Source organism: Cytobacillus firmus DS1 (assembly GCF_000565285.1).
Classification (GTDB): Bacteria; Bacillota; Bacilli; order Bacillales; family Cytobacillaceae; genus Cytobacillus; species Cytobacillus firmus_A.
The window spans coordinates 1-14,839 of sequence record NZ_APVL01000011.1 but is presented as its reverse complement, the minus strand read 5'-3'; the positions used below and the strand labels follow the sequence as shown (position 1 = coordinate 14,839).

Below are 14,839 nucleotides of genomic sequence, written 5' to 3'. Positions count from 1 at the left end.
GCAAGGAGAGAGAAATATGTCGAGAGAAGAAATCGTAAAATTAACTTCTTTATCAACAAAAGGCGGCTGAGGATGCAAAATTGGTCCTGAAGACCTGGCGCAGGTTCTGCGTCATTTGCCTAAGTCTGTACCTGACCCCAACCTCCTGGTAGGATTGGATACATCGGATGATGCAGGCGTATATAAAATAAATGATGAAACTGCCCTTGTGCAGACACTGGATTTCTTCACTCCTATCGTTGATGACCCATACATGTTCGGCCAAATCGCCGCAGCCAATTCGCTGAGTGATATTTACGCTATGGGCGGCAAGCCAATAACCGTCATGAATATTGTAGGTTTTCCTATAAGCAAACTGGATAAAAGCATACTTGCAGACATTCTGGCTGGGGCATCAGATAAAGTTAAAGAATCCGGTGCTGTGTTAGTTGGAGGGCACTCCATTGACGACCAGGAGCCAAAATTCGGCTTATCTGTGACTGGAACGGTACATCCTGAGCGGGTTAGAACAAATGCAGGAGCCAAACCTGGCGACAAGCTGATCTTAACCAAGCCGATTGGCGTCGGCATTCTTACTCAAGCGATTAAAAGGGATATGCTGGATCAGGAAGGCATTGACCGTGTTATGGAAATCATGGCTGCATTAAATAAAGAGGCAGCTGAAGCTATGGATAAGTACCAGGTTAATGCCTGTACAGACATTACCGGTTTTGGCCTTCTGGGCCACGCAATGGAGATTGCGGAAGGAAGCGGCACAGGGATAACCATTGAAAGCAAAGCCGTGCCAATCCTTCCGAAAACAAGAGAGCTTGCTGAACAGAATATTATTCCCGGCGGCTCCAAAAAGAATCATAAATGGCTGGCCGGCCGGATTCAATACGAAAATATTGATGATGTTGACCAAGTGATACTTTGTGATGCCATTACTTCAGGGGGACTTTTAATAACCGTACCTGAAACAGAAGCTGAATCGCTCCTAAAAGACCTTAAGGAAAAAGGAGTAGAATGGGCTTCCATCATTGGGACTGTCACAGAACAGAATCCTGGAAAGATTACGGTTATCTGAAAAAAGGACTCGAAAAGAGTCCTTTTTTACCTTTACTACAAAACAAAAACAAGGAAGTGCAATCATGAAAAACTTCTTAATGCTCATAACTATCTTTTCACTAATGCTTTTGTCAGCATGCAGCGGTAATGAAACAAATAATACAGATGAAAATGGAAAAGAACAATCGAAAGAAACGTTCACCATTGGGGTCATCCCAGTTCAAACAGAGGGATCGATGGAAGCTGCCATGGAGAAATTGCAGTCAACATTATCTGAAAAACTTAATCGGGACGTAGCTGTCGAAGTTTATCCGGATTATAACGGGGTAGTGGAAGCCATGAACTACGATAAAATTGATATGGCCTATTTCGGCCCGTTAACATATGTTGTTGCCCATGAGAAGAGCGGCGCAAAAGCCATCATTACACAGCTGATTGATGGAGAGCCCTTCTATTATTCATATATCATCACCCATAAAGATAATCCATGGAATTCACTTGAAGATCTGCTGAAAGACAGCAGTGAAGCTGACTTTGCCTTTGGTGATATCAATTCAACTTCAGGATCCCTTATCCCATCAATTGAATTAAAGGACCGTGAAGTTTACCAATCAGAGGATAAACACAGCTTTAAATCCGTCCGATTTACCGGCTCACATGATGCTACTGCATTGGCGGTTCAAAATAAACAGGTAGATGCCGGTGCGATCGACAGCGCCATTTATAATCAATTAGCAGATTCAGGAAAAGTAGATGCTGATCAGATTAAAACGATTTGGAAATCAGAAAAGCTTTTCCAGTACCCTTGGGCTGTTCATGAAAATACCGATGAAGAAACAATTAAAGCATTGAAGGAAGCATTTCTGGCGATTAAAGATCCTGAAATTCTTGACGCATTCGGAGCAAGCGGATTTACTGAAGCAAGCAACGAAGATTATGAAAGCATCCGTCAGGCTGCCCTAAAAGAGGGACTTATTAAAGAATAGGGCTGATAAGATTGTGGTTTAAAAAACGCAGCATATTAATATATACCGTGTTGGCTTTATTCATTTATATAAGCATGAAGCTGACAGAATTCGATTTATCGAAATTCAAAGACTTCGGCAACATGATTGATTTCCTGTCCCATTGGTTCCCGATGGATTTTTCTCTCCTGCCAAGGATCCTTGAAGACAGTCTTGAAACATTGGCCATGGCTTTTCTGGGAAGCTTCTTCGGGCTTATTATCGGACTTCCTTTAAGCTTTATGGCAGCCAAAAACACATCCGGCTCAAAGCTTGTTTACCATTTAACCAGAGTCGGCCTCAGCTTTGTCCGTTCCATCCCTGAAATTGTTTTTGGTTTGATTCTTTTGACCGCTCTTGGGCTTGGTCCTTTTCCGGCTGTCCTGGCCATTATGTTTCATAACATTGGAGTTCTGGGAAAACTGATCTCAGAACTCATTGAAGCATCCGATCCAGGCCCGCAGGAGGCCATGAAAGCAGTGGGGGCAAAAAGCTGGTTTGCTTCCCTATTCAGCATCCTGCCCCAAATATGGCCAAATGTATTGTCAAATTACTTCTACCGGTTTGAGGTTGCCATAAGGACTTCCCTTATCTTAGGCTTCATTGGCGGGGGAGGAATTGGACAAAGACTCTTTAATGATTTTAAGACATTTCAATACAATTCAGTTTCGCTTGATGTCCTAGTGATTATGATCATCGTTATTCTAGTGGACCTATTCGGAAGCTATGTCAGGAACCGAGTGATATAAAGGAGGCCGGAAATGTTTGAGATTCGAAATATAACTGTCCGTTATCCCGGCATGAAGCATAATGCGCTTAATTCAATAAATCTGACGATACACCCTGGAGACTTTGTTTGCGTGCTAGGTAAAAGCGGTGCCGGAAAATCTACTCTGATTCGCTGTTTAAATGGCCTGCATACACCATCTTCAGGGGAAATCATCTGGGATGGCCAATCCTTTTCTGCACTTAGTGATGAACAGCTTCGAAGAATCCGCAGGGAGATGGGAATGATCTTTCAGCATTTTAATTTAATACCGCGATTGACTGTCCTGCAAAATGTTCTGACAGGCATGTTCGGCTACAGAAGCAGTTTTAAGAACCTCATTGGATGGTTTACAGAGGAAGAAAAGGCTCAGGCTAAACTAGTCATTGCAGAGGTTGGCTTAGCCGACTTTGCCGACCGCAGAGTAGAGCATCTTAGCGGAGGACAGAAACAGAGAGTCGGCATTGCAAGGGCTCTCCTTCAAAAGCCAAGGTTCCTGCTGGGAGACGAGCCTGTAGCCAGCCTGGATCCGGGAACTTCAGACCGGATCTTCAGCCTGCTTAAGGAGATGCATGACAAGCTAGGCCTTCAAACCATAATTAATGTCCATGATGTTCAATTGGCTAAACGCTATGCTACCCGGATTATTGCCTTAAAAGATGGGGAAGTTGTTTTTGATGGTAAACCAGAGCAGTTTACAGATGATATGTATGTATTTACATATGATGCTGAAAGTTATAACGAAAAAGCATTTATCCAATCAACTTAAGAACAGGAGGAAGAAGAATGGCCAATTGTCCATGAGTAGTGGATAGCTCAAACGTCGTGTACGTTTCGAACGACCCTGACATCAAGTTATTTAATGCCGGTCATCCATCGAAGAAAACAGTAACACTGACTTTTGACGATGGGCCGGCAAGAGCTCTTCCGGAAATATTGGATATATTGAATAAAGAAAAAGTTCCAGCTGTTTTCTTCTGGCAATCCAGGCTTTTATACCCCGGGCGTCCGTGGAAAAGAGTTCTTGAAGAAGGCCATCAGTTAGGAACCCACTCTTCAAAGCATTCCAATTATGTAAAATTAACTCCAAATGAACAAATCCAGGATCTAAGGAGAAGCAAATTAAAGATTGAATCCATCACGGGCCAGGAAGTGAAGCTATTCAGGCCCCCATTTGGACAGTATAATGAACATACCCTTGCTGCAGCCAAAGAGCTCGGACTTTCCACCATATTGTGGAGAATCTCGTCCATGGACTGGGAGCTCAAAGAAGAGCCTGATCAAATTATCAATAATGTTATAGAGAACCTGGAAAACGGAGCAATCATTCTTTTGCATGAATTAAGCCAGACTGCTGAAGCACTGCCTGGCTTAATTGCTGGAATTCGGGATAAAGGCTATGAATTCAGTTTGCTGTAAAAAGTATCCTCAGTGAGGGTACTTTTTTGTTCGTGGTTATCCTGTTGACACAACTTGAATAATATGATAATTAAATATTGGTTAGCACTCTGAAGACGTGAGTGCTAAGGAAATGAAAAAATGGTAAGGGAGAGACTTTCATGGAAACGAAACAGTTTCAGGCAGAATCCAAGAGATTATTGGAAATGATGATCAACTCCATCTACTCTCAAAGAGAGGTGTTCCTGAGGGAGCTTATTTCCAACAGCAGTGATGCGATCGATAAGATCTACTACAAAGCACTTACAGACGATTCCTTAACGTTTGAAAAAGACAGTTACTACATAAAGGTCGTTCCTGATAAAGAAAAAAGGACATTAACAATCCAAGATACCGGCATTGGCATGACAAAGGAAGAACTGGAAAACAACCTGGGTGTCATCGCCAAAAGCGGCTCACTTGCTTTTAAGAAAGAAAATGAAATTAAAGATGGTCATGATATTATTGGCCAATTCGGAGTAGGATTTTATGCTGCATTCATGGTCGCTGATGTTGTAACTGTGATCAGCAAAGCCCTTGGCAGTGATCAGGCGTACAAATGGGAATCCCATGGAGCTGAGGGGTATACGATTACTCCATATGAAAAAGACTCCCTAGGCACTGAAATTATATTAAAGATTAAAGAAAATACAGAAGATGAAAGCTATGATGAATACTTGGAAGAGTATCGATTAAAGTCTATCATAAAAAAATACTCTGACTTCATCCGCTATCCTATTAAAATGGATGTTACAATCAGAAAACCAAAAGAAGAAGCTGAGAACGAGTTTGAAGAAATTTCCGAAGAGCAGACCATCAACAGCATGGTTCCAATCTGGCGGAAAAACAAGAGCGAACTGACAGACGAGGATTATGAAAAGTTCTATCAGGAGAAGCACTATGGCTTTGATAAGCCGGTAAAACATATTCATATAAGTGTGGATGGCACAATCCGCTATAATGCGATCTTATATATTCCTGAAAATATTCCATTTGATTATTACTCTAAAGAATACGAAAAAGGCCTCGAGCTTTATTCGAATGGCGTTTTAATCATGAATAAGTGTGGAGACCTTTTGCCTGATTATTTCAGTTTTGTCAAAGGGATGGTTGATTCTGAGGATTTGTCTTTGAACATTTCAAGGGAGATGCTTCAGCACGACCGACAGCTCAAGCTTATTGCAAAAAACATCAGTAAAAAGATTAAAAACGAACTGCAGCAGCTGATGAAAAATGAGCGGGAAAAATATGAACAATTTTATAAATCATTTGGAAGGCAATTAAAATATGGTGTTTACAGCGATTTCGGAACTCATAAAGAAACACTCCAGGATTTATTGATGTTCCATTCGTCAACAGAAAAAAAATTGGCATCACTTGATGAATATGTATCCCGAATGAAGGATGACCAGAAATATATTTATTATGCTGCTGGAGAGTCACACGAAAGAATCGAAAAGCTTCCACAAACCGAGCTGGTTGCGGATAAGGGTTATGAAATTCTGTACTTCACAGAAGATATTGATGAGTTCGCCATTAAAATGCTGATGTCCTATAAAGATAAGGAATTTAAGTCTGTCTCTAGCGGTGATCTTGGCATAGAGAATGAGGAAGAAAAGATATCCGAAGCAGAAGAAAAAGAACATAAGGATTTGTTCAGCCGCATGAAGGAAATTTTATCTGGAAAAGTAAGTGATGTCCGGATTTCCAAAAGGCTTAAAAGCCATCCGGTTTGCCTGAGTGCAGATGGGGAAGTCACCATTGAAATGGAAAAAATCCTCAGCAGCATGCCTGACAATCAAAATGTTAAAGCGAATAAGGTTCTCGAAATCAATTCAAACCATGAAGTTTTCCAAGCCTTAAAAAATGCATTGGAAAATGATAAGGATAAATTTAGTCTCTACACAAACCTCCTTTATAACCAGGCACTTCTGATTGAAGGCCTTCCAATCAGCGACCCAGTGGAGTTTACGAATGATATCTGCAAAGTTATGGTCTAATAAATATACAAACAGCCCGATTCCATTGGGCTGTTTTTTGTTATTTACTTAACAATTCCAATGAATATTTTATGTACTAATAAACACACTAAGCAATAATGGAGTGCTATGCTTCACAGCGAGGCAATTACGCTGAAATTTATGTCTTGTCCTTTACTATTCTACTCTTGACAAAGGTAGGGCATGAGCTTCGAAAATATTGAAAACTCCGAGCAACTATTCCACCTGGTGGAAGGTGACTAATACATTCTAAAATTGGGAAGGAGATTAACATGTCTGTTTTCGTTTATCAAATATTTGAAGTGAAGCAGGATAATTTCGTTGAAGCTTTAAAAAATCTGAGGATGATTCAAAGCTACCGGAACGAAAATTACCAGCACAAGGTGGAGCTATTATCGCCAATTTCAGGAGATGATCATACATATGCTTTTCTATCCACATATGAAGGCCTTGCTGAGATGGAATTGCAAAACAAAAAAATGTTTGAAGATGAGGTATACAAAAAGCTGATCGAGCAATTTTTCCTTGAGGATATTGTCCAGGGAAGCATGCACACTCAGCTGTTCAGATCTGTAACAGGATTAAAAAGCGACAGTTCTGAGAATAAGAAATAAGTTTTATGGCAAATTTCCATGTGACATTGAAACGGAAGCCGATCATCATCTGAATCGGCTTATTTTTTTGCCAGTATGTGACGGAAAGAGGGAGGTACATCATGGATTTTTTTCTTCCAAGCGGCAATTCCTCGAAAGAAAGTGAATCAGGTGATCTAAAGTGGTGGCAATTATCACTGATTGGTGTGGGCTGCACCATCGGGACCGGATTTTTCCTGGGGTCTGCCATTGGAATTAAGATTACCGGACCAGCCATTGTTTTTTCATTTATATTAGCGGCTATCGGAACTTATTTAGTCTATAATCTTTTAGCTAAAATGACTGCAGAAGACCCTCAGGAAGGATCTTTCTGCTATTATGCCAATAAAGCGTATGGGAAGTGGGCAGGATTTAGCTGCGGCTGGAATTACTGGTGCTCAAATATATTAATTATGGGGAGCCAGTTAACCGCTCTATCCATCTTAACAAGATTTTGGCTGCCGAATGTCCCGCTTTGGATTTTTGCAGCGGGCTATGCTATTCTTTCGATAATTGTCGTCCTAACAGGAAGCAAAGGCTTTGATAAGGCAGAAAACCTCTTTGCAGTTATTAAGACTGCAGCCATCATCATGTTCATCATCCTTGCTTTTGCAGCTTTAACCGGTGTAATGGACGGAGATGCTAAACATCCGGGATTCCCAGGTTCTGCAGGGGACTGGTTCCCTGAGGGCTTTAAGGGATTTTGGTCATCTTTAATTTATGCTTTCTATGCATACGGAGGAATTGAAGTCATCGGGCTGATGGCTACCAGGTTGAAAAAGAAAGAAGATGCTCCCAAAGCCGGCATTATCATGCTGATTGTCCTGGTCATCATTTATGTCATTTCACTTGGCTTAGCCGTATACATGGCTTCACATGGGGAATTTAATGAAAAAGAAAGTCCGTTTGTGACTGCCATGGAACATTATAACCTGGACTTTTTCCCGCACGTTTTTAATGCAGCCATCATCATTGCCGGCTTCTCTACAATGACAGCTTCACTGTTTGGAGTAACATCATTGCTGGTTACCCTGGCAAATGATGGCGATGCACCAAATCTTTTTTCAAAAAAGATAAAAAAGTGGAAGGACCTGCCGCTTCCATCGCTGGCACTTGCCACAGCGGGTTTAATAGCGTCCATTGTAACTGCGCTGCTTTTGCCGGGAAAAATCTATGAATACATTACCACTGCTGCAGGAATCATGATTTTATTTAATTGGTCTTTCATCATTATTTCGGCGCTGCGGATTTTAGAGAATAAAATATTTGGCAAGCTCCTTGCCATTTTTGGACTGATCCTGATCCTTGCTGCGGTCAGCGGAACATTACTTGAAAAATCAATTCGATTTGGTTTTTTCGTAAGCTTACTTTTCGTGGCATTAATAGCGATTGCAGCTTTACTCATGCAAAAATTAGTATGGAAAAAGGAAGGAAAAGGAACCTGTTAAAAACAAACACCAAATATCTGGTGTTTGTTTTTTGATGGATGGAAGAAGGAAGGAGGGGAGGCGATGGATTACTTTAGGTACGGAGCCAGTTTCTGAATAATCCGATTCAGCTTTTCAGTATTTCTTTCATACATTTTCTGTGCACTTTTTGAATCAGTCTGCAATGAAAATATCTCCAGGTCCGCTGCACACTTCTTAATCATGGCCAGAAGCAGAGGACGCTGTTGGGGTGCTGGAACCTTAATTGAATCATCATATAAATCCACAGTTAAGTCACCAAAAGAATCAATTTGTCCTAAAAAAATATTTTCCTGAGTGTGGCCTAATTTCTCTATTTCAGCTTTCAGCCATTTTTTGTTTTTTCCTGATCCGGCCAATGGATCGTTTAGAATGTTACCATCCATAATAACCGTTTGCGGTTCTTTTTCCTGAGGCAAGTTCAATTGAAGATCTTTTGGAGTGAGCGGCTGGTTTTCCTTCTTCAGCATGATGCTAATATCGCCGCGAGGCTCCAGAACTGCAAACTCCACATCGGCTGCCTTAAAGACATTTTTTTGGCGGAGCAGGGAGGATAGGTCATCAATAGAGTATCTTTCTTTTTTTAAGTTGTTTTCCAGTATCTTTCCATCTTTAATAAATATTGTCCCTTTTCCTTCAAAGAAATCGCGGAAGCTTTTGCTTTTTAAGGAGAGAATATCAGCAAAAAGTGTTACAAGACCAAAGATCATAATAGAAAGAATTCCGCTTGCCCAATGGTTGTCTAAGCCCATAATAATTTCACCGGCTATGCTGCCGATGGTGATGCCTGATACATATTCAAAAAATGAAAGCTCTGAAATTTGTTTTTTCCCAATCAATTTTGTAATAACAAATAAAACACCTGCAAACAGAATAGAACGGGCACCAATCAGCAGCCACTCCTGCATGTTTTCATCTCCATATTTGTTTAATTTGGTTTATATTGAGGTTCTTCTTTCTGAATCTCCTGAAGTCTTGGCTCAAGACTATCAATGATGGATTGAGTCAGCTGTGCTGCGTTTTGGTACTGCAGCTTAGCATTTTGGTTGTCGGTTGCAAGAGCAAAGATTTCAAGGCTTGCCTGGGCGCTTTTTAACCCTGCAATCGCCTGTTTTACTTGAGTTCCAACTGTCATTGTAAGATCTGCTTTCTGTATTAGTAAATCACACGTGTATTTTGGCTTTTTTCAGATTTTATATGTCATTCATCTGCTGATTTTTGCTGGGTATTCAAGAAGTATTTCCTTAACTGGAGTTATTAAGAACATCAAAAAAATTGCCAGCATATTTGCATTCCCCTAAGTGAAAATTAAGAACCGGAAGAGTTAGAACCTCATCCAAATTTCGTTTTTTAATAAGGGAGTGCTTGCAGTTGAATAACTGGATTTCAGCGCTTTTCAATAATATGGGGAATATGCGCAGGCCAATGTTGAATATGTTTGGCGTAAAAAGAAAGAGCAACTGGGGCTGGCTATGGGGATCGCTCATCAGCATAGTGCTGAGCACAGCAGCGGTAGCATTTACACGAAGCCGAAACCACAACGCCAATATGCATCCGATGCAGGAAATTATGAACAAATCAAATATGAACAATGCTTTTAAGAACCAAAACCTGTCAGCGCTCACTGAAATGGCAGATGAGCTTGGTTTTGAGAAGAAGAAGCAATAGAAAAGAAATGGAACAAATGCCCGCATTGAATGTGGGCATTTGTTACCTTTTTCTGAATCACCTTCTAATCTCAGAAGGGAGTTTGAGTAAGTTTTTAACATTTTTTCAGTTCAACTGGAATAGAGACTATACGTTCCTAAAAATTATTTTATTTAAATGATCATTTTCGTAGTGTTTGCTAATTAGTAAGTGCCCAGCTTCTTTGTTCTCCATCATTTACATCCAACTTTTTCTTTAGTGATTAACTTATTTCGGATATTTCTTATATGTGAATCAATCGTCCTGTTATCTGTCTGGGCATTATTACCCTCAGATACTTTTTAGCAGTGATTCAAGGGAAAACACATATTTTAAAGTCTCCACTCTCGCTAACCTCCCTTAAGTAATAACTACGTATTACCGCTTTCTGCACATTAAGTGCATATTTTTATTGTAATGTTTATGTGATCATTTAAAGAAGAGTAGAGAAAATGACAAACTTGAGAGGCATGTGGTTTTTATAGAATATTTAGGAGGAAGTAATATGTTTCGTCCTAGTCGAGTTCCGTTAGTTTGCCCTCTTCCTGAAATGATCCTATACTTGGTAGCAGGAGTGAGATCTATGAAAAAGTCTTTATTATTAGCAATACTTGCATTAACATTTAGCCTTGCGGCATGTGGCCAGGCTGAAGAAAAAAATAACAAGGATATCGATCAATCAGAAACCCAAACTGGTGAACAGGGAAGCGGGGAAAAGGCAGTAACCAATAGCTTTTTTGAAGTCTTTGATGGGAAAATTGATCACATCCATGGGGTAGGCTATTCTGGAAATCAAGACAAGCCCTTTTATGCAGCTCATGATGGATTAAAGGTTTACGATGGAGGGAAATGGTATAAAACTAAGGAAGAGAACAATGACTATATGGGCTTTAATGCAACAAAAGACGGCTTTTATACGAGTGGGCACCCTGGACAGGATTCAAGCCTTCCAAATCCATTAGGAATACAAAAGAGTGCCGATGATGGAAAAACTCTTGAACATCTAGCTCTTGAAGGTGAAACAGATTTCCACCTGATGGGAGTTGGGTTTGAAAATCAGGTGATTTTTCTAATGAATCCACAGAAAAATTCCATGATGGAAACAGGAAAATTCTATCTTAGCAAAGATAAGGCAAAGACATGGAAGGAAGTAGCAGCAAATGGTCTGGATGATACATTACTTAGTGTTGCTGTACATCCTCAAAAAGCTGATTATTTGGCCGCATCTGGTCAGCAAGGAATATACCTGTCAAAGGATAAAGGTGAAACCTTTGAGCGAATCTCGAAAAGCGGACAAGGCACATCCGTCTTTTTTACAACTGACAGCTTAATCTACGGGACTTACGAGGGTGCGGCTAAGCTGACAAAGGTTTCTCTATCTGATGGAACAGAAGAGGAAATAGCATTGCCCAAAATGAAAGAAGATGCAGTTATGTATTTTGCTCAAAACCCAAATAATGAACAGGATATGACGTTTGTTTCTTTTAATGGAGACATATATTATACAACTGATGGCGCTAATACCTGGGATGCCATAGTAGAAGCAGGTAAAATTAAATAAATTAATTAAAAAGATCGAAGGCTTGCTTCGATCTTTCTGCTTTTTAAATAGCTATTATTAACCTCCAACTGTCCTTACATTACCGCTGCTTTTTTTACCTTACAGAATTAATCCAGAACATATTGAAGTCTTCTTAATCCAATTTTCTTTTACCCTCAATTACTATTTAAATTCTTTTTCTGCTTATCCATTGAACAACAGAAAAGGTGATGCATTAGTTTTACGCTGATTGGCTTTTATTTAAGCTTTAATTATTTTTTAATGCTATGCAAACATTATAGTGGTAAATATGCATTTTTTGTGGAGTTTATTAACAAATTTGAGTGGTAAGACTTTATAAGAGAATTGATAATATAAACATTTATGAGGTGAAATGATCATTCAAGAGCCTAACCGACAGAATGAATTAATAACACTCACTGCAGCGAACACTTTTTAGGTTTGCCTTATTTAGTTAAAAGTGATAAACACTTATTATTTATAGCCTTCTCAGAAACGGAGGGAAGATGATGAAAAAAGAAGTGACAGATGCAAAACTGAAAAATGTTCAGTCTAATAAAGATAGGCTAAGAATTATTACAGTGCTGGCCATTCCCGCTGTAATCGAAAATTTTTTTCAAACCATACTTGGTTTTGTTGACACCTATTTTGTCTCAAAATTAGGATTGGCGGCAGTGTCCGCTGTAGGAGTTACCAATGCAGTCCTTGCTATCTATTTTGCTCTATTCATGGCAATTGGGGTGGCTGCAAACGTTAGAATAGCCAATTTTCTTGGGGCGAACTTGCCGGAAAAGGCAAGGCACATTTCCCAGCAATCTGTAGTCCTAGCCATCCTGTTTGGTTTGCTTACGGGAGTAATTACCCTTTTTTTTGCAGAGCCATTATTGAAGCTTATGGGAATAGAGGCTGATGTGTTAGAAGCTGGTTCTCTTTATTTTCGAATAGTAGGCATTCCGTCTATCTTCATGTCTTTAATGTTTGTATTGAGTGCCATACTTAGAGGGGCTGGAGATACAAAAACACCGATGAAGGTAAGTATAATGATAAATATTATTAACGCTGTCTTAGATTACGTTTTGATATTCGGTTTTTTATTTATTCCTGAAATGGGTATTGCAGGAGCTGCCCTGGCTACTGTTTTTGCACGTGTCTTTGGCAGTGCTGCGCTTTTATACTATCTGAATCGGTCAAAACTTCTTGCTTTCCGCCGTGATTATTGGAAACTGGACAAGGTACATTTATTGGAACTCACAACACTCGGTGCACCAGCTGCTGGAGAACGATTAGTAATGAGGGCAGGACAAATAGTGTATTTTGGATTTGTTGTTGCACTCGGAACAAATGCTTTTGCCGCCCACCAAATCGCAGGAAATATTGAGGTCTTCTCATATATGATTGGTTACGGATTCGCAACGGCAGCGACAATACTAGTCGGACAGCAAATTGGGGCAGGTAACCTAGATGAAGCGAGAAGATATGCCAAGCTTACAGCCGTCTTAACTTTAGCATCAATGTCTGTTCTTGGAGCTATGCTATTCTTTCTTGGTGATTGGGCGGGAAGATTCTTTACAGAAGATCAGGATGTAATCGGAAATATAGGAACAGCTTTAAAAATTTCGGGCGTTTTTCAACCCTTTTTAGCTGTGCTAATGGTATTAACAGGGGCATTCCAAGGTGCAAACAATACAAAATTCCCCATGTACCTGACCGCGATTGGAATGTGGGCCGTGCGTACACTCCTTGTCTATATATTGGGTATAAAGCTAGGCTGGGGTTTAGCAGGTGTCTGGATTGCCATTGGAATTGACATTGCATTTAGGGCAGTTGTACTCGTTATTCAGTTCCAAAGAGGAAAATGGACGGCACTCGAAAAAGCTCCTGAAGCGGAATCTAAATGCCATCCTCAGACAAACAAGGAAAATATGTCTTCTTGTGTAAACAACTATTAAAAGCTGATAAATGCAGATTGTATTCGCAGAATCAACTATCTTAATAATGATAAAGGATCCAAAGGGTCTTTTATGAATTACATAATTAATTAATATAAAAATTTTGTTTACTTACATAGCAGGATATCCGGAATTTTAAAAGTCATTACAACAAGCCAGCCAAAAACTCTCACAAAAAAGCGACCTTATTCAAGGACGCTTCTTTGTATCTAGCAGTAGTATGTTTGCTATTCTGGTTTGTTGTTAGCATTTGGATCAGGAGAAAAACTTGGCTTAAATCCATCGTACTTGACCATATTTACCATTCCAGCTGTGGCATGGTGAAGATCATGACAGTGGAACAGCCAATTTCCTGGGTTATCAGCTTTAAACGCAACAACATATTCATCACCCGGTTTTAGGTTAATGGTATCCTTCAATATCGGTGATCCTTCTACAGGTTTTCCATTCTTGCTAAGGACCTGGAAGAAGTGACCATGCAAGTGCATAGGGTGATCATCCATCATAGAATTATTAGCCAATGTCACCTTAACGAGATCACCTTCCTTCACATTTATATTATCTGTTTCAGGAAATGTTTTGCCGTTAATCGTATAGGCCATATCACTGCCTTCCATGGCAGTATTCAGATCCATTTTATATTCAACATCAAATTTCTGACCCAGTGAAAATTCCCCTTTTTCAGAAGCCCCATAATTAACAAACGTGAACTCTGGAAGTTCTTCTGACTGGTTAGGTTTATCTGCTGAATTAGACGAGTTTTCATATTGAATTTTTGTCTTCATTCCACTTGTGCCTTCCATATCACCGTGGCACTCAATGAACCATTCACCAGGATTGTCCGCAGTAAACTCAATGTCATATCGCTCCCCTGGTGCTATCGAGATAACCTGATCTTTAATTTCTTTTGGTTCATTAAGCTCTTGTCCGTCAATGGCTGTCACGTTAAAATCATGGCCATGCAGATGGATTTTATGAGACATATACCCTACATTGACAAGTCTGATTCTGACTTTTTCTCCTTCTTTAACTATTAAAGGCTCAATGCTGTCGCCGCTTTTGCCATTTATTGAAAAGATATCGTAGGCACTCATGTCGTGACCCATTACTCCCATTCCATTCCTGCTGTGATTGCTATCTGACACCATATTGCCGTGATCCATGCCGCTCATACTTGAATCCTCTGAATCAGTCTCTTTATCACTGTCTTCTTCTGAGCCCATGTTACTGTGATCCATACCTACCATACTTGATTCACCCTCTTCAGGCTTGCTCATCCACTCATCAAGCA

At 40.0% G+C, this 14,839-nt stretch carries 14 protein-coding genes; 11 read left to right on the top strand and 3 right to left on the bottom strand.

Annotated features, from left to right (window positions below):
* Positions 1-16: 16 nt before the first annotated feature.
* From selD to PBF_RS14995, 8 genes are all read left to right on the top strand, one after another.
* A complete protein-coding gene (gene selD / locus PBF_RS15030; RefSeq protein ID WP_200870054.1) occupies positions 17-1,066 on the top strand; it encodes a selenide, water dikinase SelD in 1,050 nt (349 codons plus the stop codon).
* Positions 1,067-1,130: 64 nt separating this feature from the next.
* Complete coding sequence (phnD, locus tag PBF_RS15025; protein ID WP_035330757.1) at positions 1,131-2,033, top strand: phosphate/phosphite/phosphonate ABC transporter substrate-binding protein; 903 nt, start codon at positions 1,131-1,133, stop codon at positions 2,031-2,033.
* 11 nt (positions 2,034-2,044) lie between these two features.
* Positions 2,045-2,800 carry a phosphonate ABC transporter, permease protein PhnE gene (phnE, locus tag PBF_RS15020; RefSeq protein WP_035330756.1) on the top strand — a complete coding sequence of 252 codons (756 nt, stop codon included), beginning with the start codon at positions 2,045-2,047 and terminating at the stop codon, positions 2,798-2,800.
* Between the two features lie 12 nt (positions 2,801-2,812).
* Positions 2,813-3,586, top strand: a complete 774-nt coding sequence (phnC, locus tag PBF_RS15015; RefSeq protein WP_035330755.1) for a phosphonate ABC transporter ATP-binding protein — start codon at positions 2,813-2,815, stop codon at positions 3,584-3,586.
* Positions 3,587-3,624: 38 nt separating this feature from the next.
* The gene (locus tag PBF_RS15010; RefSeq protein ID WP_035330754.1) at positions 3,625-4,236 is read left to right on the top strand and encodes a polysaccharide deacetylase family protein; all 612 of its coding nucleotides are present in this window, start codon (positions 3,625-3,627) and stop codon (positions 4,234-4,236) included.
* Between the two features lie 140 nt (positions 4,237-4,376).
* On the top strand, positions 4,377-6,254 hold the full coding sequence (gene htpG / locus PBF_RS15005) for a molecular chaperone HtpG (protein WP_035330753.1): 1,878 nt from the start codon (positions 4,377-4,379) through the stop codon (positions 6,252-6,254).
* A gap of 272 nt (positions 6,255-6,526) precedes the next feature.
* The gene (locus tag PBF_RS15000) at positions 6,527-6,868 is read left to right on the top strand and encodes a hypothetical protein (RefSeq protein ID WP_035330752.1); all 342 of its coding nucleotides are present in this window, start codon (positions 6,527-6,529) and stop codon (positions 6,866-6,868) included.
* Between the two features lie 101 nt (positions 6,869-6,969).
* Complete coding sequence (locus PBF_RS14995; RefSeq protein WP_035330751.1) at positions 6,970-8,334, top strand: amino acid permease; 1,365 nt, start codon at positions 6,970-6,972, stop codon at positions 8,332-8,334.
* 68 nt (positions 8,335-8,402) lie between these two features.
* Here PBF_RS14995 and PBF_RS14990 read toward each other — a convergent pair whose 3' ends face one another.
* A complete protein-coding gene (locus PBF_RS14990) occupies positions 8,403-9,260 on the bottom strand; it encodes a DUF421 domain-containing protein (protein WP_035330750.1) in 858 nt (285 codons plus the stop codon).
* A 20-nt stretch (positions 9,261-9,280) separates the two neighbouring features.
* A complete protein-coding gene (locus tag PBF_RS14985) occupies positions 9,281-9,487 on the bottom strand; it encodes a DUF1657 domain-containing protein (protein ID WP_035330749.1) in 207 nt (68 codons plus the stop codon).
* Between the two features lie 236 nt (positions 9,488-9,723).
* Between PBF_RS14985 and PBF_RS14980 the strand changes: the two genes are divergently transcribed.
* The 3 genes from PBF_RS14980 (at position 9,724) to PBF_RS14970 (ending at position 13,548) form a co-directional block, all read left to right on the top strand.
* A complete protein-coding gene (locus PBF_RS14980; RefSeq protein WP_081757285.1) occupies positions 9,724-10,020 on the top strand; it encodes a hypothetical protein in 297 nt (98 codons plus the stop codon).
* Positions 10,021-10,621: 601 nt separating this feature from the next.
* On the top strand, positions 10,622-11,599 hold the full coding sequence (locus tag PBF_RS14975; RefSeq protein ID WP_035330748.1) for a F510_1955 family glycosylhydrolase: 978 nt from the start codon (positions 10,622-10,624) through the stop codon (positions 11,597-11,599).
* 509 nt (positions 11,600-12,108) lie between these two features.
* On the top strand, positions 12,109-13,548 hold the full coding sequence (locus PBF_RS14970; protein WP_035330747.1) for an MATE family efflux transporter: 1,440 nt from the start codon (positions 12,109-12,111) through the stop codon (positions 13,546-13,548).
* A gap of 227 nt (positions 13,549-13,775) precedes the next feature.
* Here the strand turns inward: PBF_RS14970 and PBF_RS14965 are convergent.
* A partial coding sequence (locus PBF_RS14965; protein WP_035330746.1) for a multicopper oxidase family protein occupies positions 13,776-14,839 on the bottom strand: 1,064 nt, incomplete at its 5' end.

Bases quoted from the DNA above. Each gene is read 5' to 3' on its own strand.
- phnD (WP_035330757.1), top strand. From the start codon at position 1,131: ATGAAAAACTTCTTAATGCTCATAACTATCTTTTCACTAATGCTTTTG.
- phnC (WP_035330755.1), top strand. From the start codon at position 2,813: ATGTTTGAGATTCGAAATATAACTGTCCGTTATCCCGGCATGAAGCAT.
- htpG (WP_035330753.1), top strand. From the start codon at position 4,377: ATGGAAACGAAACAGTTTCAGGCAGAATCCAAGAGATTATTGGAAATG.
- PBF_RS15000 (WP_035330752.1), top strand. From the start codon at position 6,527: ATGTCTGTTTTCGTTTATCAAATATTTGAAGTGAAGCAGGATAATTTC.
- PBF_RS14995 (WP_035330751.1), top strand. From the start codon at position 6,970: ATGGATTTTTTTCTTCCAAGCGGCAATTCCTCGAAAGAAAGTGAATCA.
- PBF_RS14990 (WP_035330750.1), bottom strand. From the start codon at position 9,260: ATGCAGGAGTGGCTGCTGATTGGTGCCCGTTCTATTCTGTTTGCAGGT.
- PBF_RS14985 (WP_035330749.1), bottom strand. From the start codon at position 9,487: ATGACAGTTGGAACTCAAGTAAAACAGGCGATTGCAGGGTTAAAAAGC.
- PBF_RS14975 (WP_035330748.1), top strand. From the start codon at position 10,622: ATGAAAAAGTCTTTATTATTAGCAATACTTGCATTAACATTTAGCCTT.
- PBF_RS14970 (WP_035330747.1), top strand. From the start codon at position 12,109: ATGAAAAAAGAAGTGACAGATGCAAAACTGAAAAATGTTCAGTCTAAT.